At 61.8% G+C, this 25,410-nt stretch carries 22 protein-coding genes and 1 pseudogene; 11 read left to right on the top strand and 12 right to left on the bottom strand.

Going from position 1 to position 25,410, the window contains the following annotated elements; genetic code table 11:
• The 9 genes and pseudogenes from ABSG20_RS05325 to ABSG20_RS05285 form a co-directional block, all read right to left on the bottom strand.
• Positions 1-427 (bottom strand): annotated as a pseudogene (locus ABSG20_RS05325) (MGH1-like glycoside hydrolase domain-containing protein); the annotation flags it as partial.
• Positions 424-2,352: an amylo-alpha-1,6-glucosidase gene (locus ABSG20_RS05320; protein WP_423863450.1), complete on the bottom strand. Its 1,929-nt coding sequence runs from the start codon at positions 2,350-2,352 to the stop codon at positions 424-426. The pseudogene ABSG20_RS05325 and the gene ABSG20_RS05320, both read right to left, overlap by 4 nt.
• 4 nt (positions 2,353-2,356) lie before the next feature.
• Positions 2,357-3,271, bottom strand: a complete 915-nt coding sequence (locus ABSG20_RS05315; RefSeq protein WP_423863449.1) for a 2-deoxy-5-keto-D-gluconate 6-phosphate aldolase domain-containing protein — start codon at positions 3,269-3,271, stop codon at positions 2,357-2,359.
• Positions 3,272-3,285: 14 nt separating this feature from the next.
• Positions 3,286-3,744: a cytochrome o ubiquinol oxidase subunit IV gene (gene cyoD, locus ABSG20_RS05310; RefSeq protein ID WP_423863448.1), complete on the bottom strand. Its 459-nt coding sequence runs from the start codon at positions 3,742-3,744 to the stop codon at positions 3,286-3,288.
• Positions 3,741-4,373, bottom strand: coding sequence for a cytochrome (ubi)quinol oxidase subunit III (locus tag ABSG20_RS05305; RefSeq protein ID WP_423863447.1), 633 nt, complete (start codon positions 4,371-4,373; stop codon positions 3,741-3,743). The genes cyoD and ABSG20_RS05305 overlap by 4 nt, the downstream gene beginning before the upstream one ends.
• Positions 4,370-6,358: a cytochrome o ubiquinol oxidase subunit I gene (gene cyoB / locus ABSG20_RS05300; protein WP_423863446.1), complete on the bottom strand. Its 1,989-nt coding sequence runs from the start codon at positions 6,356-6,358 to the stop codon at positions 4,370-4,372. The genes ABSG20_RS05305 and cyoB overlap by 4 nt, the downstream gene beginning before the upstream one ends.
• A complete protein-coding gene (cyoA, locus tag ABSG20_RS05295; protein ID WP_423863445.1) occupies positions 6,355-7,260 on the bottom strand; it encodes a ubiquinol oxidase subunit II in 906 nt (301 codons plus the stop codon). Before cyoA ends, cyoB begins: the two co-directional genes overlap by 4 nt.
• On the bottom strand, positions 7,235-8,281 hold the full coding sequence (locus tag ABSG20_RS05290; protein WP_423863444.1) for a heme o synthase: 1,047 nt from the start codon (positions 8,279-8,281) through the stop codon (positions 7,235-7,237). The genes cyoA and ABSG20_RS05290 overlap by 26 nt, the downstream gene beginning before the upstream one ends.
• Positions 8,282-8,484: 203 nt before the next feature.
• Positions 8,485-8,796: a malic enzyme-like NAD(P)-binding protein gene (locus ABSG20_RS05285; protein WP_423863443.1), complete on the bottom strand. Its 312-nt coding sequence runs from the start codon at positions 8,794-8,796 to the stop codon at positions 8,485-8,487.
• Positions 8,797-8,935: 139 nt separating this feature from the next.
• On the opposite strand from ABSG20_RS05285, the gene ABSG20_RS05280 reads away from it, so the two are divergent.
• On the top strand, positions 8,936-9,457 hold the full coding sequence (locus ABSG20_RS05280) for a beta-class carbonic anhydrase (protein ID WP_423863442.1): 522 nt from the start codon (positions 8,936-8,938) through the stop codon (positions 9,455-9,457).
• Between the two features lie 113 nt (positions 9,458-9,570).
• On the opposite strand, the gene ABSG20_RS05275 is transcribed toward ABSG20_RS05280, so the two are convergent.
• On the bottom strand, positions 9,571-10,188 hold the full coding sequence (locus ABSG20_RS05275; protein WP_423863441.1) for a chemotaxis protein CheX: 618 nt from the start codon (positions 10,186-10,188) through the stop codon (positions 9,571-9,573).
• A 394-nt stretch (positions 10,189-10,582) separates the two neighbouring features.
• On the opposite strand from ABSG20_RS05275, the gene ABSG20_RS05270 reads away from it, so the two are divergent.
• The 10 genes from ABSG20_RS05270 to ABSG20_RS05225 all read left to right on the top strand — a co-directional run bounded on the left by ABSG20_RS05270 (position 10,583) and on the right by ABSG20_RS05225 (position 22,696).
• Entirely contained in the window at positions 10,583-12,523 is a 1,941-nt protein-coding gene (locus ABSG20_RS05270) for a methyl-accepting chemotaxis protein (RefSeq protein WP_423863440.1), read from the top strand.
• A complete protein-coding gene (locus ABSG20_RS05265) occupies positions 12,516-14,021 on the top strand; it encodes a chemotaxis protein CheW (protein ID WP_423863439.1) in 1,506 nt (501 codons plus the stop codon). Before ABSG20_RS05270 ends, ABSG20_RS05265 begins: the two co-directional genes overlap by 8 nt.
• Complete coding sequence (gene cheB, locus ABSG20_RS05260; RefSeq protein ID WP_423863438.1) at positions 14,018-15,142, top strand: chemotaxis-specific protein-glutamate methyltransferase CheB; 1,125 nt, start codon at positions 14,018-14,020, stop codon at positions 15,140-15,142. Before ABSG20_RS05265 ends, cheB begins: the two co-directional genes overlap by 4 nt.
• Positions 15,129-15,737, top strand: coding sequence for a HEAT repeat domain-containing protein (locus ABSG20_RS05255; protein ID WP_423863437.1), 609 nt, complete (start codon positions 15,129-15,131; stop codon positions 15,735-15,737). Before cheB ends, ABSG20_RS05255 begins: the two co-directional genes overlap by 14 nt.
• A 5-nt stretch (positions 15,738-15,742) precedes the next feature.
• Entirely contained in the window at positions 15,743-16,612 is an 870-nt protein-coding gene (locus ABSG20_RS05250; protein WP_423863436.1) for a CheR family methyltransferase, read from the top strand.
• On the top strand, positions 16,605-17,003 hold the full coding sequence (locus ABSG20_RS05245; protein ID WP_423863435.1) for a response regulator transcription factor: 399 nt from the start codon (positions 16,605-16,607) through the stop codon (positions 17,001-17,003). The genes ABSG20_RS05250 and ABSG20_RS05245 overlap by 8 nt, the downstream gene beginning before the upstream one ends.
• Positions 17,000-19,306: a chemotaxis protein CheA gene (locus ABSG20_RS05240; protein WP_423863434.1), complete on the top strand. Its 2,307-nt coding sequence runs from the start codon at positions 17,000-17,002 to the stop codon at positions 19,304-19,306. Before ABSG20_RS05245 ends, ABSG20_RS05240 begins: the two co-directional genes overlap by 4 nt.
• Before the next feature lie 402 nt (positions 19,307-19,708).
• Positions 19,709-20,077: a response regulator transcription factor gene (locus tag ABSG20_RS05235; RefSeq protein WP_423863433.1), complete on the top strand. Its 369-nt coding sequence runs from the start codon at positions 19,709-19,711 to the stop codon at positions 20,075-20,077.
• Positions 20,074-20,736, top strand: a complete 663-nt coding sequence (locus ABSG20_RS05230; RefSeq protein ID WP_423863432.1) for a chemotaxis protein CheC — start codon at positions 20,074-20,076, stop codon at positions 20,734-20,736. Before ABSG20_RS05235 ends, ABSG20_RS05230 begins: the two co-directional genes overlap by 4 nt.
• Before the next feature lies 1 nt (position 20,737).
• Positions 20,738-22,696: a PAS domain S-box protein gene (locus ABSG20_RS05225; protein ID WP_423863431.1), complete on the top strand. Its 1,959-nt coding sequence runs from the start codon at positions 20,738-20,740 to the stop codon at positions 22,694-22,696.
• Between the two features lie 60 nt (positions 22,697-22,756).
• Here ABSG20_RS05225 and ABSG20_RS05220 read toward each other — a convergent pair whose 3' ends face one another.
• Both ABSG20_RS05220 and ABSG20_RS05215 read right to left on the bottom strand, forming a co-directional pair.
• Positions 22,757-24,766, bottom strand: a complete 2,010-nt coding sequence (locus tag ABSG20_RS05220; protein WP_423863430.1) for an AI-2E family transporter — start codon at positions 24,764-24,766, stop codon at positions 22,757-22,759.
• 139 nt (positions 24,767-24,905) lie between these two features.
• Entirely contained in the window at positions 24,906-25,067 is a 162-nt protein-coding gene (locus tag ABSG20_RS05215; RefSeq protein ID WP_423863429.1) for a DUF2934 domain-containing protein, read from the bottom strand.
• Positions 25,068-25,410: the final 343 nt, after the last annotated feature.

Below are 25,410 nucleotides of genomic sequence, written 5' to 3'. Positions count from 1 at the left end.
CGGCCTGAGGATACTTGTATAGCATCCGCATGTAAGAGTGGGTCGGTGTGCCGTCCTGAAAATACCACAGCTCCTTGACGTCCTCGCTGTGATTACCTTCGCTGTTGGTGAGGCCGAACATGCGCTCCTTGAGGATCGGGTCACGGCCGTTCCACAGCGCGATGCCCAGGCACCACCTCAAATGATCGTCACCCCAGCCGGCGATGCCGTCCTCGCCCCAGCGATAGGCGCGGCTGCGGGCGTGATCATGCGGGAAATGCTCCCATGCGGTCCCGTTCGGGCTATAGTCCTCGCGGACCGTGCCCCACTGGCGCTCGCTCAGGTAGGGTCCCCAGCGCCGCCAGGCTTCGCCGGTTTCAGTGGCCGTGAGGCGGCGGCCTTCGGCCGTCTCGAACAGGCCGCGCCGCGGAGAGGTCGCATGCATCATCGCAACTCGCTCCCGGACTTGAGATTGGTCTCGTCCAGCATGTGCTGAACCCGGATGAACTCACCAAGCGACCAGGCCTGGAATGGGCAGCCACCTGGCGTATGCGGCGGATCACCGTCCGCAACCTCGGAGACGTGGCCGAGTCCCGCAGTTTCGAGGTGGGCGAGCAGGGCCGGCATGAAGCGCGCGCGTCCCTCGGCTTTGGCTGTCCGGCTTTGCCCACGAACACGCAGCCATGCCTCGACGAACGGGCCGATCAGCCAGGGCCACACCGTGCCCTGATGATAAGCGGCATCCCGCTCGGCGGGACCCCCGCGATAGTGGGGAACATAGTCCGGATCGTCCGGCGCCAGAGAACGCAGGCCAAGTGGTGTCAGCAGCGTTCGCTCGACCAGATCGACAACAGCGCGTGCAAGGTCACCCTCCAGCACCGGATAGGACAGCCCGCCGATCGCCAAGATCTGGTTGGGGCGGATACGCGAATCGTTCTCTCCGGCCCGATGATCGACGTCGACGACATCGAACAGGCCGCCATTCTCCGGATTCGGAAAGCGCGCTTGGAAGGAGGCGTGTGCCGCAGATGCCGTTGCCGCCCAACGATCCGACCAGCGACCGGCAATGCGCAGCGCATTGATCCAGAGAGCCTGGATCTCAACCGGCTTGCCGATGCGCGGCGTGATCACGCGATCGCCAATTCTTGCGTCCATCCATGTGAGCTGGAGTCCGGTCTCGCCGGCACGAAGGAGGCTGTCCGTGTCGAGGGCGATCCGGTGTCGCGTGCCCCGCGCAAGGCCGTCGAGGATTGCCTGCACTGCCTGCGCCAGCCTTGCCTCGTCCCGTGGCTGATAGCCGGCCGCCGAAGCTGTCCTCAGAAACTCCTCGACGGCGACCACGAACCAGAGCGGCGCATCCACCGTGTTGTACTCGGGCGCCCCGTCGCTCTCGCTAAATCGGTTCGGCAGCATTCCCCGGTCGACCTGGCCAGACCAGGTAGACAGGATCGCGTCCGCCTCCGCCAACCGGCCGGTCGCCAGTAGCAAGCCGCGCATCGCGATGAACGTGTCGCGGCCCCAGTCCGTGAACCATGGAAATCCGGCTACGATCGTCGTCCCTCGTTTGCCGTCGACGACATAGCACGAAGCCGCAGCAAAGAACGGGCTCGCTCCACCATCGCGCCGGCGGCGCTCCGTCTCTGCAAGCTTTTCGGCATGGCGTTCGACGTCCGTGTCGATGAGACCGCCCGAACCGAGGATCAGGACCGCGGGACCTTGCTCCAGGTCGAACGCGAAGCGGCCGGGTGAGGCAAGGTCCTCGACGCAATCGAGGCCACGATCTCTTTCGGCCGTGTATAGAAAATTGCGGTACCAGTCGGGCTCGGCGTGATAATCGCCGTTGCTGCCTGCACCGATCCGGGGCAGCGACGCATAAGGACGCCAGCTGACGCTTGAACCGTCCACCGCGCTGGCGAAACTGCAGACCGGGTTCTCGCGATGGAGCGCGTGGTAATCGCGTCCGGAAATTAACGGGCGCACGTTGAGCCGGCATGGGCCTGCCGCGCCCTCGCGCCGCCAGCGCAGCACCGTTTCAGAGCTCTCGCGTGATACCAAGAGCTCGTGAAGGATCTCCGTACCGCCAGGCAAGACGAACCTCCAGCTTGGCCATGGATCGCGTGAAAAGCGGATCAGATGTTGCGATCCATTCGGATAAACCACGTCCGGCGTGTAGCGCTGCGATGTGGTCGGATGATTTCCGTCCGGCGTCGTAACCCAAGCCTCTATTCCGTTCACCAGCACGATCCGGCCGCCCGGCGGATGTGTGGCGACGAGCAGCAGTGCGTGATAGCGCCGGGTTCTTTCACCTCCGACCGTACCGGAGACGAACCCGCCCAGCGCGTCCGCTTCGAGCCATTCGGCTGCAAGATCCATCGGCTCACCCTGCGCGCGCCGCCGTGAACGCCCCAATCCACTCGGCGTAATGGTCGGCGATCCGGGCAGCCGCAGCATCGCGTGAGAGCTTGTGATCACGCAAGCCGGCCAGCGGATCCCAGAACGAGGTCCGGCCGACGGCGAAGCCGATAAAGCCTGGCACTGTCGCCGCCGTGCGAAGCCAGGAAAGCACCCCTGCCTCGTCGGCTCCGCGGCCGAGAACGATGCAACCGACCCCGCTTCGTCCGTCCCGCCGCGCCACGGAAACAAGGGCTTCGCAGTCGGCACGGCGATCGAGGCCCTCGACCTTCCATACATCCGGTTCGACTCCTGCCTGCTGCAATTCCTTGATCGCGGATATCATGAGCGAGGGACGCAGATGCTGGTCGTAAAGGCGCTGGCTTCCTTCCAGCCGGTCCGACTGTTCGAGGTTCATTGGGACCAGTAGCTCGAACAGGAAACGGCGGCCGGTCTGACGGCAGTAATCCGAGAGCTCCTTGAGCCGCGCGGCCTGCCTGCGGTTCATCGCCTCGTCGTTTTCCGCATTATAGCGGACCAGCACCTTGGCGAAAGTCGGTGCAAAGGCCTCGACATGGTCTCGCCATCGATCGCCATATTCAAACGCGAACTCCTCCTGGCCGCTCTTTTCGGTAGGCGCGCAGGTGATGAAGCCCTCAGCACGGGCATCGCGGAGAATCGCGGCGCCGAACTGTTCGTCGACCAGGATGCCCGCCGCGTCCCGCGGCGCGCCTTTGCCCAGCGCCAGCTTGAATCCCTCGTAGACCACCTGCTTGCTCGCGATGACCGTCGCGGTCTGATCCTCCGTCAGCGGCGGCTTGAAACCGAACAGGCCTTTTTCAAAGCTCGATCGCTGGTCGAAGGGCAGGATGAAGAGTGGGCGGTCGAAACCAAGTTGCATCGTCCGTCTCCATCTCAGGCCTTGCTGGCGTCCCGATAGCGCCGGATCAACGCGTTGACGGAACTGTCATGCGTGAGCCCACCCGCATGATCAGAATTGGACAGGTGAGTATGTGCCATCATGTTCTGGTCCAGGTTGGCCATGATCACGAGCGACCCTCCGAGAACAAGGAATACGATCAGCACGCCAAACGCCAGCGCCAGGATATTGTTGGTGTTGTCCGGCCCGCTAGTGATGTGAAGGAAGAATACCAGATGCACTCCCATCTGAGCGATGGCAAGAACGGCGAGACCAGCCGGCACACCGGGCGCCCAGAGCGCCGAGGTGTTCGCCACCCAGAAGGATGTGATCGTCAGAACCAGGGCCACCAGCAAGCCGATCGTGTAGACGAGGACGCCAGAAGAAGTCACATGCTCGGAGGCCGGGATCCTTGGCCGTTCTCCCGGAGCAACATCCAGACGCGTTTCTGTCATCGAAGGACTCCCATCAGATAGACAACCGTGAATATCATGACCCAGATGATGTCGAGCGCGTGCCAAAACAGGGCGAAACACAGCATGCGGCGCTCCACAACCGGGCGGAAACCCCACATCGCAAGCTGAACCATCATGAGAACCAGCCAGATCAATCCGATCGTCACATGCAGTCCGTGACAACCGACCAGCGTAAAGAAGGCGGAAAGAAACGCGCTGCGTTGCGCGGTGGCCCCCAGCGCAATCATGCTGTGAAATTCGCGAAGCTCGAGAGCGAGAAATGCCGCTCCCAACAGGAATGTAACCGCCGCGCCCAGGAAGGTGCGGAAATAGCGCCGCGAATTGGCGGCCAGGGTCATCAGCCCGCAGCTGTAGCTGGAGAGCAGGAGAAAAGCGGTCTCCATCGCGGCGTTCTGTTGACTGAACAACTGAGCACCTGTCGGACCGCCCGCAGACGCTTTCGCGAGCACGGCGTAGCTCGCAAACAGTGCCGAGAACATCACGATGTCACTTAGCAGGAAGATCCAGAACCCATAGCCGACCACGATTCGCTTGGGCGCGGGACCGGCCTCGCTGGCGTTCACCAGTTCGCGTTCGTAGACATCATCCGTGCCAACTGCGATGCTCATAGTGACACCTCAACCGGGTGGGTGCGATCGAACAGCGCGACCTGTTCTGCCGAGATTTCGACTTCCTCGTCTGGATGGAACATGTAGGTGAGCAGCGTCGCGGCCGCGCCGAGCAGTCCCACGCCTGCCATCCACCAGATATGCCATATCAGCGCAAAGCCGGTTATCACCGCAAAGAACGCGGTCACGAAACCGGTCGGATTGTTCCTGGGTACTTCGATCGGCTGGTATTCGCGCCGCGATACGGGCTGTTCCTGCTTCGCGCGCACGCGTTGCTTTTTTGCCCAGAAGGCGTCGAGTTCGCCGACTCGCGGCGGGACGGCAAAATTCCAGGCCGGAGGCGGCGATGCGGTAGACCATTCCAAGGTGCGGCCATTCCATGGATCGCCGGTCGTGTCGCGAAGCTGCTCACGGTGGCGAATGGACACCACGAGCTGGACGATCTGACAGAGGATTCCACCCAGAACAATCACCGCGCCCGCCTCGGCGACCCACAGCCATGGCTGCCAGGAAAGAACATCGTAGTGCTGCATGCGACGGGTCATGCCCATCAACCCGACCACGTAGAGCGGCATGAAAGCCAGATGGAAGCCGATGAACCAGCACCAGAACGAGGCGATACCCCAGCGTTCTTCAAGCCTGAAGCCGAACGCCTTGGGAAACCAGTAGTTGTAGCCTGCCATGACCCCGAACAGGACGCCCGGGATGATAACGTGATGGAAATGAGCGACCAGAAAGAGGCTGTTGTGTACCTGCCAATCAACCGGAGGCAACGCCAGCAGCACGCCGGTCAAGCCGCCGAAGACGAACGTCACCATGAAGCCGATCGTCCACAGCACCGGCACGGTGATTCGAACCCGACCGCCGTACATCGTGAACAGCCAATTGAAGATTTTGACACCCGTCGGCACCCCGATGATCATGCTCGTTATGCCGAAGAAGGCGTTGACGCTTGCACTGGCACCCATGGTGAAGAAATGATGCAGCCAAACCGTGTAGGAGAGCACGCAGATCGCCAGGGTCGCGCCGACCATCGAGCGGTAACCAAACAGCGGCTTGCTGGAGAAGGTCGCGCTCACCTCCGAATAGATGCCATAAGCGGGCATGACCAGGATGTACACTTCGGGATGGCCCCAAACCCAGAACAGGTTCACGTACATCATAGCGTTGCCGCCCTCGCCCACGGTAAAGAAGTGAAAGCCGAGGTAGCGGTCGAGCAGCAGCATTGCGAAAAGCGCGGTGAGTACCGGAAATGCCGCAACGATGAGCAGGTTTGTCGCGAGTGCAGTCCAGCAGAAAACCGGCATACGCATGTAACTCATGCCGGGGGCTCGCATCTTCAGGATCGTGGTGACGAAATTTACGCCGGTCAGCAAAGTCCCGAGGCCCGAGATTTGCAGCGACCAGAGATAGTAGTCGACCCCGACGCCGGGCGAGAATTGCAGCTCGCTGAGCGGCGGATAGGCGACCCAGCCGGTCTTCGCGAACTCGCCGATGGCGAGCGATGCGTTTGCGAGCAGAACGCCCGACGCGGTGAGCCAAAGGCTCACCGAATTCATCGTAGGGAATGCTACATCGCGGATGCCGAGTTGCAGCGGTACGACAAAGTTCATCAGTCCGATCACAAGCGGCATGGCCACGAAGAAGATCATGATCGTGCCATGCGCCGAGAAAATCTGGTCGAAATGCTCGGGCGGCAGATACCCTTGCGCTCCGCCGGCCGCGACCGCCTGCTGCGTTCGCATCATGATTGCGTCCGCGAAGCCGCGTACAAGCATGACCATCGCAAGCGCAACATACATGACGCCGATACGCTTATGATCGACGGAGGTGATCCATTCGCGCCAAAGATACGGCCACGATCCCTTTGCGGTGATCCATGCCAGAGCCGCCAGAATGACAACGGCCACGCAAGCCACCGTGCCCATGATGATCGGCTGATGAAAGGGAATTGCGCTCCAGCTGAGCTTGCCGAGTAGGCTCATTGTTCTGCCCTCATGGATTTGGGATATTTGACACAGAGCCCTTCGTCCGATTGCGATTCGGTGCTCATAATGCCAGCGAACAGGCCGGGAGTGATCGCCCGATAGGTGAATGGCGCGACCGCTTTGCTGGGCTTGACGAGATCGGCGTAGGCTTGTGCGTCGAGTATTGGACCGGCGCTGCGCGTTGAATTCACCCAGTTTGCAAAGTCTTCCGGCGGAACCGCGTCGACATTGAAGTGCATGTCGGCGAAACCGTCGCCGCTGAAATTCGCCGACATGCCGCGGTAGGTTCCGGAATAGTCGGCTTGCAGGTTCAGATGCGTCGCCATTCCCGCCATGGTGTAAATCTGGCCCGCGAGCTGCGGCACGAAGAAGCTGTTCATGACGCCCGACGATGTCAGCTCCAAGCTCACTGGCGCGCCGACAGGGATCGTCAGCTGATTGACGCTCGCGACCCCTTCCTCCGGATAGATGAACAGCCATTTCCAGTCGAGCGAAACGACCTGAACCTTGACGGGCTTCGCGGAAGAAGCAATCGGCTTGGGTGGGTCAAGGTCGTACGCACTGATCCAGGCGACGGTACCGACGAGGAGCACGGTCATTAACGGGATCGACCAGATCAGCAGCTCGAGACGGCCGGAATATTCGAAATTGGGCAGGTAGCGGGCGCGCTCATTGGAAGCGCGAAACCAGAACGCAACGCCCAGCGTGGCGAGCATCACCGGCACCACGATGGCCAGCATGATACCAGTCGCGTTGAACAGAATTTGCCGCTCGGCGAAGGCAATGGGTCCCTTCGGGTCAAGCACGCCTTCGCTGCAGCCGCCGAGCGTGGTGGCGCCAATCAGAACAACAGTGAGTAGGACGTATCGCATGTCAGACCACCTCGCTTGCTCTGCCACCGATAGAACAACGATCTGGCTGGACGGCGGCCGACAGGAGGTCGGCGCGAACAAACCCCGCGGCCGCAGGAAGACCCTGTGGCGAGAGCGTGGACGACCATGGACTGCCGCGATGACTAACGAGGAGCGCCGCAAACAGCACGAACAGATAGGTTATGGAGAACACGAACAGACGATGAGCCGCGCGTCGGTCAGCTTCACTGCTTCCGCTCAGCTGGAGCGCAAGCACAACAAGAATTGCCCCGCAGATCGCCGCCGTCGCGCCATAGACCGTGCCTGCAAAGCCAATCGCCCACGGCAATGCCGAAGTTGGAACCAGGAGAGCGCTGTAGATCAGAATCTGGCGTTTCGTGGCTGCGCTTCCCGAGACGACCGGGAGCATGGGCACACCGGCCCTGGCATAGTCGTCTGCGCGATTGAGTGCGAGCGCCCAGAAGTGCGGCGGCGTCCAGAGAAAGATGATGAGGAACAGAGCAAGCGACTCCAGGCCGACGCCTCCGGTTGCCGCGGCCCATCCGATAACCGGGGGCAGCGCGCCGGCAGCGCCGCCGATGACGATGTTCTGACGCGTGGAGCGCTTCAGCCACGCCGTGTAGACAACGACATAGAATAGGATGGTGCCGCCGAGCAGCGCCGCCGCCGCCAGGTTGGTCGCAAGAGCCAGAAGCACGACTGCGCCGGCGGCGAGGGCGAGCCCGAACACAAGTGCCTCTACCTGGGAAACCTTGCCGCGGGGGATCGGCCGCATCGCCGTGCGGGTCATGATCGCGTCGATATCGGCGTCATACCACATGTTGAGGACACCGGCGGCGCCCGCGCCCCCGGTGATCGCGATAACGGCGATGAAAGCCTGGAGCGGGTCGAGCTCGCGCGGCGCGCAGGCCAAGCCGACGAGCGCAGTAAACACCGCAAGCATCATGACGCGCGGCTTCATCAACGTGATGAAGTCGGGCAATCGCACAGTCAAACTGGACGAGAAGGCCAACTGGAGGCGCGATAAGGGAGGCGCAATCGTCTTCATCGTCGTCGGCTCCTCAAAGAGGTTTCCACCATCCTGCATTCGCAGGACAAAACCGGATCCACCGCCAACGCACATCCTTGCAAGGCAACCCTTACCGATTGTGCGACCAGGAAATCAGACGATTGGATTCCGACCGCTCAAACACGGCCACAATTTTGCAGACGGTTCGCGTGCTGCGCCATACAACCCTCGGCAGAGTACGGTCATATCAAGGTATGACAATGGCTGTTGGTCTTGTTGGACAGACCTTCACGGCTGGCGATGCGCCATCGGGCGAAACCGGCGAAGCCTCGAGCGTGCGCTTCCGCGTCTCGCCGAGGATCCGATGGCGTGGGTAGAAGCGGCCAAGGTGTCAATCGCTCGATTCTGACCCGACTGGCGCCAACCGCAAGCGCGCCCAGACCAACGCCCGGAAAGATGCAAGATTTGTTAGTCCGATCGACCCCGAAACGAGACTCATCCCGCGTGATCGGTGCGACTTCCGACGCCGTCGTCGCCGTCTCGTGTCCGCTCATACCTTGATATGATAGGCTTCCGCCTAGGGTTCAATGGTGAAGCACGCCAGAGGCCTGCAGTGTTTGGCCTCTCACAACGAGGGAAAATCCGGGATGGCCCGATTTTTCTGCTTATGCCAAGCCGCACTGGAGACAAACGATGAGTTTAATTGACAAAGCCCTGGCAGCGAACCGCAACTATGCAAAGATGCCTGATCCAAAGCTCCGGCAACGACCGGCTCCCCGGCTCGCGGTTGTAACCTGCATGGATCCGCGCCTCTCGGACCTTCCCGCAATCCTCGGGCTACCGCACGCCGATCTCGACGTTATCCGAACTGCTGGGCCAGCGGTCACCGAAGACGTCCTTGGGGAGCTTGTCGCCTCCAACCGGATAATCGGAACGACAGAGATCATGCTCCTCAACCATACCGGTTGCGGGTTCACGACCTTCACCGACGAGGAGCTAAACAAAAAACTAACTGAGGCGACCCGTGACCCGTCGCCTGCTCCCATGCGCTTCTTCTCTTACAAGGACCCCGAACAGCATACTCGAGAACAGATCGAAAAAGTGAGATCACATCCCTGGATCGCAAAGGAAGTTCCGGTTCGGGGGTTTGTCCTGGACATGGAAAGCGGTCTCCTGAGGGAGGTGGAAGCTACGCCAAAGGAGAGTGTCACCTGAAGGGCGGTTTTGAAACGCAGATGTGTCTTTCAGGAATTTGTTTAGTCCCGGGCTTTGATGGTGCATCCTTGTCGCGCGACTCGAAGGATGCGCTATCGCGGGCAGTGTTCCAACTACGTAATTGATTTCACAAAGCCGGCAATCAAGGACCGCAGTTCATCCAACGACGGGATGTCCATCAGCAGGGCGACATACCCGCCGATTTCCTTGTGCCGAATTTCGAACTTGATGTGCAGAAACAAAACGAGGCCCGAGCTCGCGCTCTCGAACATGTGGCTGCTGTCGCCGCGGATGACGACGGGCAGCGACATTTTGAGCGCGCTCTTCAACAGGTTGGCGATCGTCGCGACCCAGCTGTTGAGGATGATATTTCCGGTTTCCGCCAGCGCTTCATCTTCCAGGTCGACGATGTCTTCCAGCGGGAGCTGTCGGCCAACGACCGCTCGCACCAGTTCCAGGCTGTTACGTTCCGGAAAGATGAGCAGGGCCCGGCCGGAGAACGCGCCGGCGAAATCCTGCCGCACCGCAACCAGCTTGGGGTTGTCGGGCTTTGCAACCAGCTGTGTCGCCGCCGCGCCGGTGAGGATATCGACCGAAGGAACGGCCAGAAGAACCTCGTTTTGGATCATCTGGCGCAGGCTGTTGGCAGCTTTCGCCATCGCAATATTCGACAGTTCGGCCAGGGCATCCCGCTCAAGGTCGCTGAGGGGCATAAACGAATCGGATGTCATGAAACTTGGTCCATCTCTGCACCGGCCGCGAGGGGTTGACCTTACTGTGTCCGCTTGCCGATACTGGCTTGCGACGTGGTGACGCTCTTGGGGTCACTTCCCATTTTGATACACTCAGGCCTCCAGGGGAACCGTTGTTTCGCCCTGTACCAGCTTGTACAGACCGCTTAGTTTAATGGCCGAACACTGCCGCTGTCATGCCGAAGCTGCTGGCAAACTCCGAGAATATGGATTCCCCATGCGGAAAAAACCTGGCACCGCCGAACCGCCCCGGTCGAAAGCCGGGCGAATGAGTGTGGTAGGGAAAAGGCCGCCATCCAAAGCGCTTGCCGCCCAAAACGCAGCCGGCGCGGTTGCTACGAGAACACTGGCGGCCAGCGGTCCAAGATCCTTGATGAAGACGTCTGAACTGGGGGCAGGCAGGGTAGCCCAGCGCCGCTCGCAGCCGCAGCCGGTTTCGAATTCCTCGCCCGCAACCCCGCGCCGCCGCAAGCCGGCGTCATCAGCCATTTCAGGCAGTCAGCAGCAGAAAATCGAGGAGCGGATTGCGGCAGCCGCGGAAGAACTCTCGGCGGGGATTACCGAGGCGGCCTCCGCGGCCGAGGAACTGCGCCGTTCGATGGAACAAATCGCTCGCGGTGCGGAGGAAGCCGCCAGCGCTGCCCAGGAAACCCTCGCGGTTGCCACCAACACGGCGGCAACGCTGGTGCAGGCGCGGGATCGGGCCGAGAGCGCACGTCGCCGAACCGACGCGCTCGAATCTTTGCTGGTCGAGACGGCGAGCCAGATCGGAACCTGGGCCGGCAACATCAAGCATAACGGCGACCGGCAAGCCGGGACCGTCGGCATCATGGCGCATCTGAATAGACAGGCGGCCAGCATTGGTGATGTCACCAAGACCGTCAGCGATGTTTCCGATCAGACCAATTTGCTGGCGCTGAATGCGGCGATCGAGGCCGCGCGCGCCGGCGACCACGGCCGGGGTTTCGCGGTGGTCGCCGACGAAGTTCGAGCTCTGGCCGAGGCTTCGGAGAAAAGCGCACGGGACGTGCAAGGTCTTGCCGCGCAAATCGAAACTCAGGTCGGTTCGGTGGCGTCTATCATCAAAACGGCGGCCGGTACGGCAACGGCTGAGGCGCAGAAGAGTCAGACCGTCATTCTCGCACTCGGCGAACTTCGCAAGGAAGTCGGCGCCTTGGCCGAGGGCAGTCAGTCCATAGCGGTCGCGACGCTGGAGGCCGAATCGGCCGCTCGCGAGGCGCAGAAGGGCGCCGAGATCATTGCCTCCGCTGCCGAGGAGCAGGCTGCAGCCGCCGCCGAAGCGCTCCGCAGCGTCGAGCAGCAGGCCAGCGTACTGGACCAGAGCCAGGCCGCATCCCGATCGCTGTCCGTGCTTGCCACCGACCTCAAATCGGTTGCGACCAGCGATACCGGCGCCGATCAGCTTGCCTCCGCGGCTGAGCAGCTCTCCACCGCCGTTCAGGAAATGTCGGGGTCGGCGGCGCAGATCATGACGGCAGTCGATCAGATCAGTCGTGGCGCCCAGCAGCAGGCTGCCGCGACCCAGCAAGCCAGCGCGGCGATGAACCAGGTCGAAAGGGCCGCCCAATCGTTCCGCGGCAGCGCCGCCGCATCGCTTGAGCGCACCCAGCGGATGGACGCGATGCTCGGCGAATGCCGGGCGCAGATTGCCGACCTGTCGCAGGGGGTGGTGCGCTCGATCGACACCACGCGTCAAAGCCTGGATTTGATCGCCGGTCTCGAAACCATCAGCGTCGATATCGACAAGATCGTCGATGGCATCGGCATGGTGTCGATACAGACCAACATGCTGGCGGTGAACGGCTCGATCGAAGCGGCACGCGCGGGCGAATTCGGCAAGGGCTTCGCCGTCGTATCGAAGGATATACGCAGCCTTGCCCGGGACTCCGGACAGAACGCCGGGCGCATCAAGGATACGGTTCGCGCGATCCAGAGTCAGATCGCGGCCGTGCGCCGCGAACTCGAGCGCGTGATCGTCGGCGCGGAGGCGGAAAACCAGAAGACCGATGCGGTACTGGCAAGCTTCGATGTCGTGCAAAAGGACGTCGCCCAGATCGCCGCCGGCAATAACCAGATCGGCGCCAGCGCAGACTCCATTCTTGCTTCGATGAAGGATGTCGCTCAGAGCGCCCGCCAGGTCGCGGCGGTCGCCGAGCAGGCAGCCGGCGCATCGGCCCAGGCAGCGGCCGCTGCCAAGCAGCAGGCGAGGGGTACGGAGGATCTCGCGGCCGCGATCGAAGAGATCGCCTCGCTCGCCGAAACCATTCAACGTCGCAATCACGGCCGTGACTGAATTGGCTTCCGAAGAGCTGTTGATTTTCAAAATCGCCGGAGCAGCCTTCGGGTTGACGCTTGCCGGCGTCGCCGAAATCATCCGTCTGCCAAATCTGGTCCATATGCCGCTGGTGCCGCCGAGCCTGCTCGGACTGGCCAATCTGCGTGGCATCGTTCTGCCGGTCGTCAGTCTGCGGACGCTGCTGCGTCTGCCGGACATGGAAGCGAGCGAGTCGACTCGTGTGATCGTCATGCGCGGCGATGCCCCGGTCGGCCTTGTCGTCGACAGTGTCGACCGTCTATTGGCGCTTGCTGCGGATCGAATTGAGAAAGACGATTCCGGAGCGGGGACAATCGATCCGGCGCTGCTGGACGGTGTCGTCAAGGGCGGCGAGGGCGAGAGCCCGATAAAAGTGTTGCATCCGTCACGTCTCTTGAGCGGGCAATTCGTGCGGCTTGGTATTGCCGCGACGTCCGCCGCAAGGGCAGCGCCGCTTGCGACGAGCCCGAGCGCCGGACCGCCAGCCCGGGCTCTGGTCTCGCTGTTGAGCTTCTATCTCAACGCACAGGAATACGCGTTGCCGCTCGACCGTGTGCGGGAGATCATTCCGCTGCCGGATCATATCGCCGAGCTGCCCCGCCCGGAAACCGCGGTGCTCGGCGTCGTGACGCTGCGGGACCGCCTGCTGCCGCTGGTGTCGCTGCGCGCATTGCTGGGGCTGCCGCCCGATGATCTATCCAAACAGCGTGGCAAGGTCGTCGTGATGTCGATCGGCGAAGGCGCGATCGGCTTGGCTGTCGACGCGACCCGGGAGATTCTCCGCCTCGATCCCGATAGCGTCGATCCGGCGCCGGCCTTGCTGACCCGGGGCGAAGGCGTGGCCGAGATCGTCTCGATCTGCCGGCTGGAGGATGGCCGGCGGCTGGTCGCATTGCTGTCGCCGGACCGGCTGTTCCGGTCGGACCTTGTTCGGCGTATCATTGACGACCATGCGGCCGGCGACGCCGGTCAGCAAGCTGAAGCCAATGCCATGGCAGACGAGCAGTTCATCATTTTTCGGCTGGGCCATCAGGATTACGGCATTCCTATCGCCGCGGTCGGCGAAATCGCGCGACCGCCCGAACACCCCACCCGGCTGCCGAAAGCACCCGCATTCATCGACGGGGTGATGAATCTGCGCGGCAGCGTCGTGCCCATCGTCGACCTCAGGCGTCGATTTGATTTGGGTAACACGGAACAGGCGGGAGCCCGGCGCATTCTCATGCTGGAAATCGGCGGGGCGATCGCAGGGTTCCTCGTCGACGGCGTCTCCGAAATCCTGAAAGTGACAACCGATGCCATTTGCCCCGCGCCCGAACTTTCGCCCGAACAGATGCGATTGATCTCTCGGGTGATCAATCTCGAAGCCAGTGGACGGTTGATCCTGTTGGTCGACCCCACGCAGCTGCTGGATCAGGTCGAAGCCGACCTGCTCGCCAAATTCAGCCATTCCAAATTCGACGCGACCGCTTCGTGATCAGGCTCTTGATCGCCGACGACTCGGCCCTGATGCGAAAGCTGTTGGAGCGCATCTTTCTCGACGAGGGCGACTTCGACATCCGCCTCGCCCGCAATGGCAACGAGGCGCTCGAACTGGTTCGTACGTTCGATCCAGAGGTCGTAACGCTCGATGTTGCGATGCCCGGCATGGATGGGCTGACCTGCCTGAGCCGGATCATGATCGAAGCGCCGCGGCCGGTGGTGATGATATCCTCGCTCACCGAGGAAGGCGCCGAAGCGACACTGGAGGCGATCGACCTCGGTGCGGTCGATTTTGTCGCCAAGCCGTCTGGGACTGTTTCTCTGGAGATTGACCGTCTGCGGCCTGTGCTGGTGGAAAAAGTGCGGGCCGCAGCTTTCGCCCGGATCCGGCGGACGCTGCGGCTGACCGAGCGGGTTCGCCATCGGATCCGGGGCGCAGGACTTGTGTCGCAATCCCGCCCGGGCCTTGCGCGCCCGAAGATGGATACCAGGGTCGGCACCGGCGCGATCAAGGCCGGCAATGGCGCGCCGCCGGGGCTGGTGCTGATCGGCATCTCGACCGGCGGGCCGGCCGCGCTTGACGTCGTGTTGCCGCAACTGCCGCCGGACTTTCCCTGGCCCGTGCTGGTAGCCCAGCATTTGCCGGCAAGCTTTACCGGCGCTTTTGCCAAACGACTTGACCGGGAATGTCATCTTGATGTCGTCGAGGTCAACCAGCCGATGCCGTTGAAGCCTGGCACCATCTATATCGGCAAGGGCGATGCCGACGTGACGGTGGCGCCACGCTTGGCCGGTGTCATCGCGATGCCGGTGCCGGCGAAGGCCAGCCATTTGTGGCATCCGAGTGTGGAACGCATGGTCGCCAGCGCGCTTGAGCACCTCGATGCCTCCCGATTGATCGGCGTGATGATGACTGGAATGGGCAATGACGGCGCTGAGGCGATGAAGCGGTTGCGGCTCGCCGGCGGCCGCACCATCGCCGAGGCGGAGTCCAGCGCGATCGTTTGGGGCATGCCCGGTGAACTGGTAAGGAATGGCGGCGCGGAAAAGGTGCGGCCGCTCGAGGATATCGCCGCGACGATCATCGAAATGGTGAATTCTCATGCCCCTGGTTAGAGCCGGCAAAAGCCCGGCAGGCGACGGCGATAGCGCGCCGCACCGGGCCGCGCTCGACAGTCCCGATGCCGAGAGCCGTTGGATGGCGGTCCGCGCGCTCAGCGGCAACGTTGACGCGGTGCCGGCGCTCGCCGCGGCCCTTGGTCGCGAACCGGTGCCGCGCGTGCGCGAGGCCATCATGACCGCGCTGATAGGCATCGGCAATGCGGCCAGCGTCGAGGCGATATTGCCGGATCTTCGGTCTGATGATGCGGGGTTACGTGCTGCCGCGGTCGAAGCCCTGCAGACGATGCCCGAGGCTGTCGCGCCTTTCATGGCGCCGCTGTTGAGCGACAGCGACTCCGATGTGCGTCTGCTCGCCACCGAGCTCGTGCGCAACATGGACGCCTCCGAAGCCACCCGCCTGCTCTGCGGCCTGATCGAGCGCGAGCAGCACCCCAATGTGTGCGCCGCGGCGATCGACGTTCTGACGGAGGTTGGAACGCCGCAGGCCCTTCCGGCGCTGGAAAAGTGCGCGGCGCGTTTCGCCGCCACGCCGTTCCTGTCGTTCGCAATCTCGGTCGCGATAGCCCGTATTTCGGGCGCGGAAGGCTAGACCGGATGGAGGACTCGAACGGCGGAGCGTCGCATGCCGTCCACATCTCTCCGGAGGAGGTCCAGCGCTTCTGCGAATTTCTCTACCGCCGCACCGGCATATCATTCACGGAGGGAAAGCGATATTTCATCGATCGCCGTCTCGAAGACCGCATCGCTGCAACCATGTCGCCATCGTTCCAGGCGTATTTTTCCCTGCTGAGGGCCGACGCCGATCACGAGATCGAGCATCTGATCAATTCCTTCACCGTCAACGAAACCTATTTCTATCGCGAAGACCACCAGCTTCGCTGCATGACCTCGAGCCTGCTGGAGGTCATTGCCAGCCAAAAGAAGCCCGGCGGCACCGTGCGGATCTGGTCGATCCCGTGCTCGACGGGGGAAGAGCCCTATTCCATCGCACTTTGGTTGATGGAAAACTGGCCGCAGGTCGACAGCTACAACGTCGAGATCGTCGGATCGGATATTGACACCCGCGCGCTCAGGGCAGCTGCCGAAGGCATCTATGGCGACCGCGCGCTGATGCGGCTGTCGCGCGACCTGATCGGACGCTATTTCAGGCCGATGGCCGACGGCAGTCATCAGATCGACGAGGGCCTGCGGAACTCGATCGAGTTCACCCGCGCCAATCTCATCGACGCAAAGGATATGGCGCTGTACCGCGATTTCGACATCATCTTCTGCCGCAACGTCCTGATATATTTCGACGATGTGTCCAGGCGCCAGGCCGCGGAAAATCTCTATGACTGCCTGCGGCCGGGCGGCTACATTTGCCTGGGCCATTCCGAAAGCATGAGCCGGATCTCCCCGCTGTTTCGCGTGGCCCGGTTTCCCGACGCGATCGTCTATCAAAGACCGGAAGCAGATCATGGCTGATACCGCTGCACCGGCCAAAGCGCGGGTTCTGGTGGTCGACGATTCGTCATTGGTGCGGCTCTATTACCGGTCCGCGCTTGAGAAGGCCGGCTTCCAGGTCGAGCAGGCGATCAATGGCATCGAGGCGATGGAGAAGGTGTTGTCGGAACCCTTCGATCTGGTCATCGTCGACGTCAACATGCCGCGAATGGACGGCTTCAGCTTTTTGCGGACGCTCAGATCCGCCGATGCCGATGCGGCGACGGTCCCGGCGCTGATGATTTCGACCGAATCCGAAACGCAGGACGCCGCCGAAGCCAAAGCGGCCGGCGCCAACTTCTACCTCGTAAAACCCGTGGCCGAAGCCGAGCTGGTCAGGCATGTTTGCGTTCTCACAGGAGCCTCGCTGTGAACGCCTTGCAGGAACAATTCGTCATCGAAGCTCGCGAACTGGTCCGACAGGCTACGGACAATCTCATCGCGCTGGAGCGCGACGCTGCGTCGCCCGAGCGGATCGACAGCGTGTTTCGTGCCTTTCATACGCTCAAGGGCGCCGCCGGAGTGGTCGAGCTGCCCGCCATGAGCATCATGCTCCATGCGGCCGAGGATCTGCTGGCCGGAGTCCGGAACGGTACGCGCGGACTGGACGCAGAGATCGTCGATACGGCGCTGGCTTGCCTCGATCAGGTGTCGCGTTGGGTCGACGACTTCGAGGCCGTTCGCGCTTTGCCCTCGCAGGCCGGAGAAGACGGCCGCGCGATGGCAGAACGGTTGCGAGCACTTCTGCCGGGCAGGGCAGGCCAGCAACCGGGGCTGACCGCGCAAAATTCCACGACGAAAACGGGCGGGGGCTCCTTGCCGGAATGGGTCTTTCGCTTGATTGCCGCGGAGCGCGATGCGGTGGTGTCGCGAATGCCGGAGCGGCCGTTCGTGGCCACGGCTATTTCCTATGAGCCATTGGCAGGTTGCTTCTACAATGGAGACGATCCATTGCAGCTCATGCGCCAGGTTCCAGGCCTGCTGGCATTTCACATCGAACCGCGTGAACCTTTCGTTGCTCTCGAGGGTATCGACCCCTACGCCTGCAATCTGCGTTTGCAGGCACTTTCGGCCGCCGATCCGAACGAAATCGCCGCCATCTTTCAGCTGGTCCCGGACCAGGTGCGGATCATCAGCATTCCGTTGGGAACCCTTCCTGCCTCAGACGCATACCCCACGCTTGGCGATCACGCCCTGATCCGCAAAGTCATTGAGGCGCAATGCGAATTGCTGCGCGTGCCAGACCGCAGGGAAGATTTCGCCGGTTGCGTCGGTGCCGCCGCGCGCGCGGCGGAAAACGCCTTGCGTTACGGCCAGTTGCCGCATCTGGCGGATACCATACGGCGCGCCGGCGCGCTCGCGCTGGCGCACCGCGACGCCGGCCCCTTGCTGTCGGCGCTCGAAAACACGCTGGTTGGCTTTGCCGGCAGTCCGTCAACCGTCGTCGCTGACGGAGGCGAGCGACCAGATATGGCGGCGGCCAGCACCTCCACAAGGCCGGCCGATCGCGTGCTGCGCGTCAGCGAAGCGAAAATCGAGGATCTCGTCAATTTGGCCGGCGAACTCGTGGTGGCGAGAAACGCCCTGGCTTATTCGGCCAGGCAAGTCGAACTGGACCTCGGCGGCAGCGAAGTCGCAAGGTCAATCCAGCGCGACCGCGACGCCATCGATCGGCTGGTGACCGAATTGCACGGCACCGTCCTGCAGTTACGGATGGTGCCGATGGCCCAGCTGTTCGGGTCTTTTCCACGGCTGATCCGCGATGTCGCCCGGCAGCTCGACAAGAATGCCGCGTTGGTCACCCATGGCGAGACCACGGAAGTCGATAAGACCATCATGGACCGTCTGTTCGAACCCATGGTGCATCTCGTACGCAACGCCCTGGATCATGGTGTCGAAGGACCTGAGCAACGCCGGGCCGCTGGAAAAACCGAGAACGCGACGATCTCGATTGCGGCGTCCCGGGTCGGAGACCGCCTCGTGGTGGAAGTCACGGACGACGGCCGAGGCATCGATCCGGCGGTCGTGCGGCGCAAGGCATCCGAAAAGCAGTTGTTGCCGCCGGATAAACTGAGCGCTCTGACAGACGAGGAGGTTGTCGATCTGGTCTTCTCCGCCGGATTTTCGACCGCATCGGCGGTATCGGACATTTCCGGACGCGGTATCGGAATGGATGTGGTCCGCACCGCGATGGATCAGATCGGGGGCAGGGTCTCGCTCGAGAGCAAGGTCGGGATCGGCACCACGGTTCGGCTCGATCTGCCGCTGAGCATCGCGATGTCCCGCATCATGGTGGTGGAGGCAGGCGGGCAGTTGTTCGGCATTGCCATGGATGCGGTGTCGGAAACGGTCCGTGTCACGCCCGACCGCGTGAGCATCATCAGAAGCAACGAAGCTTTCGTTCTGCGCGATCGCGTCGTGCCGATTGTTTCGCTTGCGGAGCTGATGAAACTGCCCGGACAGAAGCGCAATGCCACGGCTGCGAGACTGTTGGTCGTCATGGAAGCCGCCGGGAGGATAGCGGCGCTCGAAATCGACGCGATTCGCGACCGCCTCGATGTGGTGCTCAAGCCGATGCAGGGGCTGCTGGCTGGGGCCCGCGGCTATGCCGGGACCGCCTTGCTGGGCAACGGACAGGTCCTGCTGGTGCTGGACGTGAAGGAGATACTGCCGTGACGGTCCGCCGTAGCGACACCGGAATGGTGATTCTCGAGGGAGCATGCGCCGTCGAGGATGCCGAACCACTTTTGCAGCTGCTGCAGGAAACCCCGGCGCCGGCCGTCGAGTGGACAACATGCAGCCACCTGCATACGGCTGTCGTTCAAGTCATATTGGCTTCGGGCGTTGTCCCGATGGGGCCCTGTGGCGATGCTTGGGTGAGGCAGTGGCTGGCGCCGGAACTGTCCCAAAAGGGGACTCGCGGATAGCTGCCGGCCCGGCGCCCGAATGGAACTAAGTCATCTACTCGACATTTACCCCCGCTCGACAAGAGTTTAGACCTACGGCGTGAAGCCCTCAACGGACGACCTCGACGGGTCAGCCGCGTAGTTACGAGAAACCAGGATGCAGTACCGGGTCTTGATCGTCGATGACAGCAAGCTTGCACGCATGGTGATGGCAAGCGCCTTCCGGCGTGTCCGGCCGGATTGGACCCTGGTCGAGACCGCCAATGGCGGCGAGGCCCTGGCGGCCATTTCCGGCGGTGGCGTAGACATCGCCCTCATCGATTTCAACATGCCCGAAATCGATGGGCTGGAATTGGTCGCGACGATCCGCAAGACCCATCCGGGCATGCCGGTCGCGATTGTCTCGGCCAATGTCCAGCACGAGATTATCGGACGTGCCCGGGAACTGAATGCCGGGTTTATCCCGAAGCCACTCACGGACGAAGCCCTTGCCGCGTTTCTTTCGGGGGCCACGCTTCGCCTGAAGAAAGTGACGCCATGACCGTGGCCGCGCTCATTGCAAGCGATGCGCTCAGCGAAATTGAACAGGATGCGCTCGCCGAGATAGCCAACATGGGAGTGAGCCGCGCCGCGAACAGCCTCCGACAGATGGTAGGCGAGCAGGTCTTGCTGTCCGTCCCGGCCGTCAAGATTGTAACGCGCGAGGCAGCGTCGAAATTGGTCGAGCGCAATAACGCCAAGAAGCTCGTCGCGGTGCAGCAGTCTTTTGAAGGACCATTTGCCGGCAGGGCACTCCTGATCTTTCCCGAAGCCCAGAGCCTCGAACTCGTCCGCTCGATCGTCGGCGACCAGCATTCGTTGGAAGACGTCATCGATCTGGAACAGGAGGCGCTTGCTGAAACGGGAAATATCATCTTGAATGGATGCCTGGCGACAATCGCCAATGTCTTGCAGCGGACCATGCGGATGTCACTGCCCTCCATCGTTCGCGGCGACGGAGCGGCCCTGTTCGAGGTCGAAGGGCCCGTTTCGGCGGAGCAATTCGTTCTGTTTCTCTACATCGACTTCAATATCAAGGAGCGTGACGTTCATGGCTTCATTGCCCTGCTCATGGATTTACCCTCCATCGCCGCGCTAAAGGAAATTGTAAACGAATTCATAAGCGCCATCGAGAAGCAACCGTCCGGTCATGTTGGATAGCGTGCCCAATCTGGTGTTTGGCCCGGTGTTCGACACTGTCGACATCGGTCTTGTCGTGATTGACAGCGACGGACATGTCGTTGGCTGGAATGAATGGATGGCCCGCATTTCGCGGCGACCGGCACGGCAAGTTCTCGGTAAGCCGTTCTTCGAAATCTTTCCCGATGCGCGCAGCACCCGCATGCCCGGCGTCATCGAAGATGCATTTCAGGTGGGTAGCTCCAGCATTCTGACCCATACATTGAATGCGTTGCTTCCTTTGCAAGGCGACGGCGGTGAGCCCCTGCTTCACAATATCGTCGTGCGCCCGGTGTCCTCCCTTCAGGCAAATTACTGCCTGCTGCAGATCACCGACGTCACCGTGGCCGTGACGCGCGAGCGTGTGTTGCGGGAACGTCAGAACGCGCGCTATCACGCAATCGTAGACTCTGCGCCGGACGCGATCATCACGATCGATAACGACCGTAACATACAATGGGTCAACGGCTCGGTAGACCATGTCCTGGGTTATGGACATTCCGAATTGCTGGGACAGAAGCTCGACATCCTGCTTGAGCCGGATAATCCGCTGTTGCCGGCGCTGGCGCAGAGCTCCGTCGATCCAAAGAACGATACCGCGATATCAGTCGTCGGCCGATACAAGAACCGGAAATCCGGCCACTTTGATATTTCGCTGGGTCGCTGGCGGGCTGACCAACGCGATTTCGTAACGACGATCTGGCGGGACGTCACTGAACGCGTGGCTGCCGATGCCGCCCTGCGGGAGGCGCGAGATGCGCTGCAGAAAAGCAATGATGAGTTGGAGAGCCGGGTTGAAGAACGCACGCGCGAGCGGGAGATCGCGTTGCGGAAACTGCAAGAAGCCCAAAAAATGGAAAGCATCGGCCAGTTGACGGGCGGGGTGGCGCACGACTTCAACAATTTGTTGGCCGTCATATTAGGCAGTCTTAGCCTGCTGAAGAAGACAGTTCCGGACGATCCGCGGATATCTCGATTGCTGGATCGAGCCATCCAGGGGGCGGAACGCGGCGCCACGCTGACCGCGCGCCTGCTGGCGTTTGCGCGACGGCAGGAATTGAAGGTCGAATTTGTCGCGCTGCAAAAGTTGATCCCCGAGATGTTGGACTTCCTACGACATTCCGTCGGCCCAAATATCGCCATTCATGTCGAGATCTCGCCGGAGGTGTGCGCGATCGAGGTTGATGCCAACCAGCTCGAACTGGCGCTGATCAATCTCGCCGTCAATGCCCGGGATGCCATGGCGCAGGGCGGTTCTCTGACGATCGCTTGTCACAACGAGGACCACGGCAAGAAGATCGGGTTGCCGCGGGATCCCTTCGTTTGCATCACCGTGACCGATACCGGCGAGGGCATGAGCGAAGCAACATTGGCGCGCGCACAGGAACCCTTTTTCACCACCAAAGGCATCGGCAAGGGTACCGGCCTTGGTCTCTCGATGGTGCACGGGTTCACGGCGCAATCCGGTGGAGCAATGCGGATCAGGAGCCAACCCGGCAAGGGAACGGCGGTCACGATGTGGCTGCCTCGTGCGAAAGAGGGCCGCAAGACCGCCGAAGCGGAGACCCCGCCTACGCAGCCGAAGGAAGCGCGAAGCCTTCGCGTTCTACTGGTCGATGACGATATCCTGGTGAGCATGGGGGCAGCTGACATGTTGCTCGATCTCGGTCACAGCGTTACCGAGGCACAATCCGGCTCCCAGGCCCTGAAGCTTTTGGAAACCGATTCGTCATTCGACATCGTGGTAACCGATTACGCCATGCCCGGGATGAATGGCTTCGAGCTTGCTCAGCGAATTAAAGAAAAAAATCCAATGCTGCCGATCGTCCTGGCGACCGGATACTCCGAACTGCCGGCCGATCGATCTATTGAATTCGGGCATTTATCCAAGCCTTACACCTTAAAGGACTTGGCAGCAGCATTGGAGAAGGCGGTCAACTAGCGCCGGAAGGTTGGATCTTCCTGAGTTTCTGGTGGCTGCGCAATAAAGGACACGCCTTAGTTAGCGCTGATTGGATGCAGGTTTCATTCTCATCGCGGCCGCGCTCTCCGCATCCAGTCCAACTCGCATCCCCTCCCGGTCAGGTCGGACGGCTGCGATGCAGAGGCGGGTCGCCTCCTGCAACGTCGATGCCAACATATCGGCCTTCGAATTGTCGATCGTCGTCACTGCTCCCTCGGCGGTATCTGTCCCGGTCCATAGTCCGACCATGATAAGCGCGCGCGGAAGCTTGCGGCGAAGCCGGCGAACCGCATAGCGTATTTGCGCAGGATTCGCAGTGTTGAGATATGAGAGACAAACCAGGGCGACGCCCTCGGTTTCCAGTCGAAAGATATTGTTCGTCGACAACGCTTCTGGCCCTGCCACCCGCGCGCGCAGTCCATGGACATTGCAGAGTTGAGCGAAAATGATCGCGGCAGCTTCATCCAGCTCGGTTCGGCCAGCAATGCAAAGTACGGGGCTGTCGCCCTTCCACTCGATCGGAAGCTCGTCTCTCTGCAGTATCGGCAAATCGGCGTAGACGGGTTCGGCAGCAGCGGCCTCAACTGCCGCGGCGGTTTCCGCGTCTGATGTCGGTCGCTCGCCTGTCGGTTCTTGATCGGTCTGCCCTGAAAGATCATTGACGAATTCCAGGACGGTGTCGCGGATCTTCACAAGGCGTGATTGGTCGAGCGCATCACGGTCGAGGTCAGCCTGCGCCAACTGAAGTCCTTTGATGGCCACCTCATCATAGTACGACGAAAGCGAACGTTCCTTCAGGAATTCCTCGGCTTTTTCGGTCGCCTCCGTCGGATCGCCGGCGAGCATCCGCTGGTAGAATATCTCCGCTGGTGAAAGCGCCGGCCGGTCGCCGAACATCACATCCAGGAACGCAAGACGCTCGACGTGACGCCCGAGTACGACCAGACAGACGGTCAGCGGCGTCGCGAGCACCAGGCCGATCGGGCCCCACAAGGCCGTCCAGAATGTCGCGGAAACCACCACGGCAACCGGTGATAAACCCGTGCTCCGTCCGTAGACCATCGGTTCGATGACCTGGCCGACAGCAGGCTCGACAACAACGAACAGGACGGCGGTCGAGGCAAGCATCGACCAACCCGGATCGACCGCGACTGCGAGCGCGAGCGGGAATGCCGCGGCAATGACCGAGCCGATATAGGGCACGAACCGCAGCACGGCTGCCAGGATGCCCCAGAGCACGGCGCTTGGTGTTCCGATCAGCCAAAGTCCTGCGCCGATGAGCAGGCCAAACCCCGCGTTGACGAGAAGCTGATTTAGAAACAGACGACTTAGCCGCCCGGCGGCATCGTCGAGTGCCGCGGTCGTCCGCTGCAGGTCATGGGAGCCGGCCAGACGAATCAGCCGGTTTCGCAGGTCCTCGCGCTGGATCAGGATGAAGATCACGAAGATGACGATGATGCCGGTTGTCGCGAGCGGCGACACCAGCGGTGCGATGACGGACCTCAGGCTTTCCAAGGCTCCCGGGTCTGGCTGAAGCACTTCAACCGGGACAGGTGTGACGGGTCGAGCTCCGAGCGGGTTGGCAAGAGGCGGAGCGACCGGCTTGTCCGGTGATCCGGCCTTGGGCTTATCCAGTTCCTTCCCCAAGTCCTGCAACATTCCCGCCGCTCGCTCGAGCGTGGAACTGCCACCGGTAATGCCGCGCACGGACTGGATCTTGGACTGGATCGTCGTCTGATAGCGAGGCAGATCGCCGGCGAGCCGGTTCAACTGCGTGGCGATCAGGCTGCCCAACGCGAAGATGATCGCGAACGCGAACAGCACCACGCCGACCACTGCGACGACCCGCGGCACCCTCACCCGCTGCAGGACGGACACCGGCGAGGCCAGGACGAAACTCAGCAGGATCGCCAAGGCTACGGGTACGAAGATCTCACGACCGACGTAAAGCGTCGTCACGATGATCACGGCAAGGATCGCCAGTGCCACGGCGCCTACCAGCGATGCCACGTCTTCGGACGTTTGAGGGACCACCAGTTTTGGTCTCATGCCGCCGGCCTGGCGCCGTCAAGGAGAATCGGCAGGAACGATCGACCAGACACTTCGCATGTTTCTCCGTGCGAAAGGCGGGGATAAAGGTGTTCGCAGACCCAGCCAATGCCGGGACAAACAGGGCAATTCTTCTTCATCAGAGATTGTCAGGCGTGCGCACGGGAGAGGACTTGTCCTCGTTCCGCAATTCCTGTTCGGCCTGGTGGTAGAATTCCTGGTCTTTTCCTTCAGGCTCGCCGGCTTGTTGCCAGAGTTCATAGGCGCGTCGGACAATGTCTGTTTCGGCTGGCTGATTCATTCGTTCATCCTCTCTCCAAACCCGCCCGGCCGGCGGCATCCGGACGGGCCAGGAGTAGGAGCTTCCGGGGGTTGAAGCTCCGAAATAAAAACTCTCGTCGCAACATTCCGTTCCAGAGTCCGGAACCGGACCCTGCCTGGATGCCCGCACGGCGAGAGCGGCTGGCCGGGCCAGCGATCGGCATCACCCGCGACCAGGTCAGCGATTTTGAATTCGAATCATATCGACGCTTGCGATGCTGCGCTCCCTCTCCCGCTCTTCGCGGGGGAGGGTCGGGGTGGGGGAAGCTCCGGGCGAAAATCCATCGATCGGGTATCGCGGCCACAGGTAACCAACACCGCCG

This window comes from Bradyrhizobium sp., assembly GCF_049512235.1.
Taxonomy (GTDB): Bacteria; Pseudomonadota; Alphaproteobacteria; order Rhizobiales; family Xanthobacteraceae; genus Bradyrhizobium.
The sequence above is the reverse complement of the archived record's forward strand: the minus strand, read 5'-3'. Positions and strand labels throughout refer to the sequence as shown.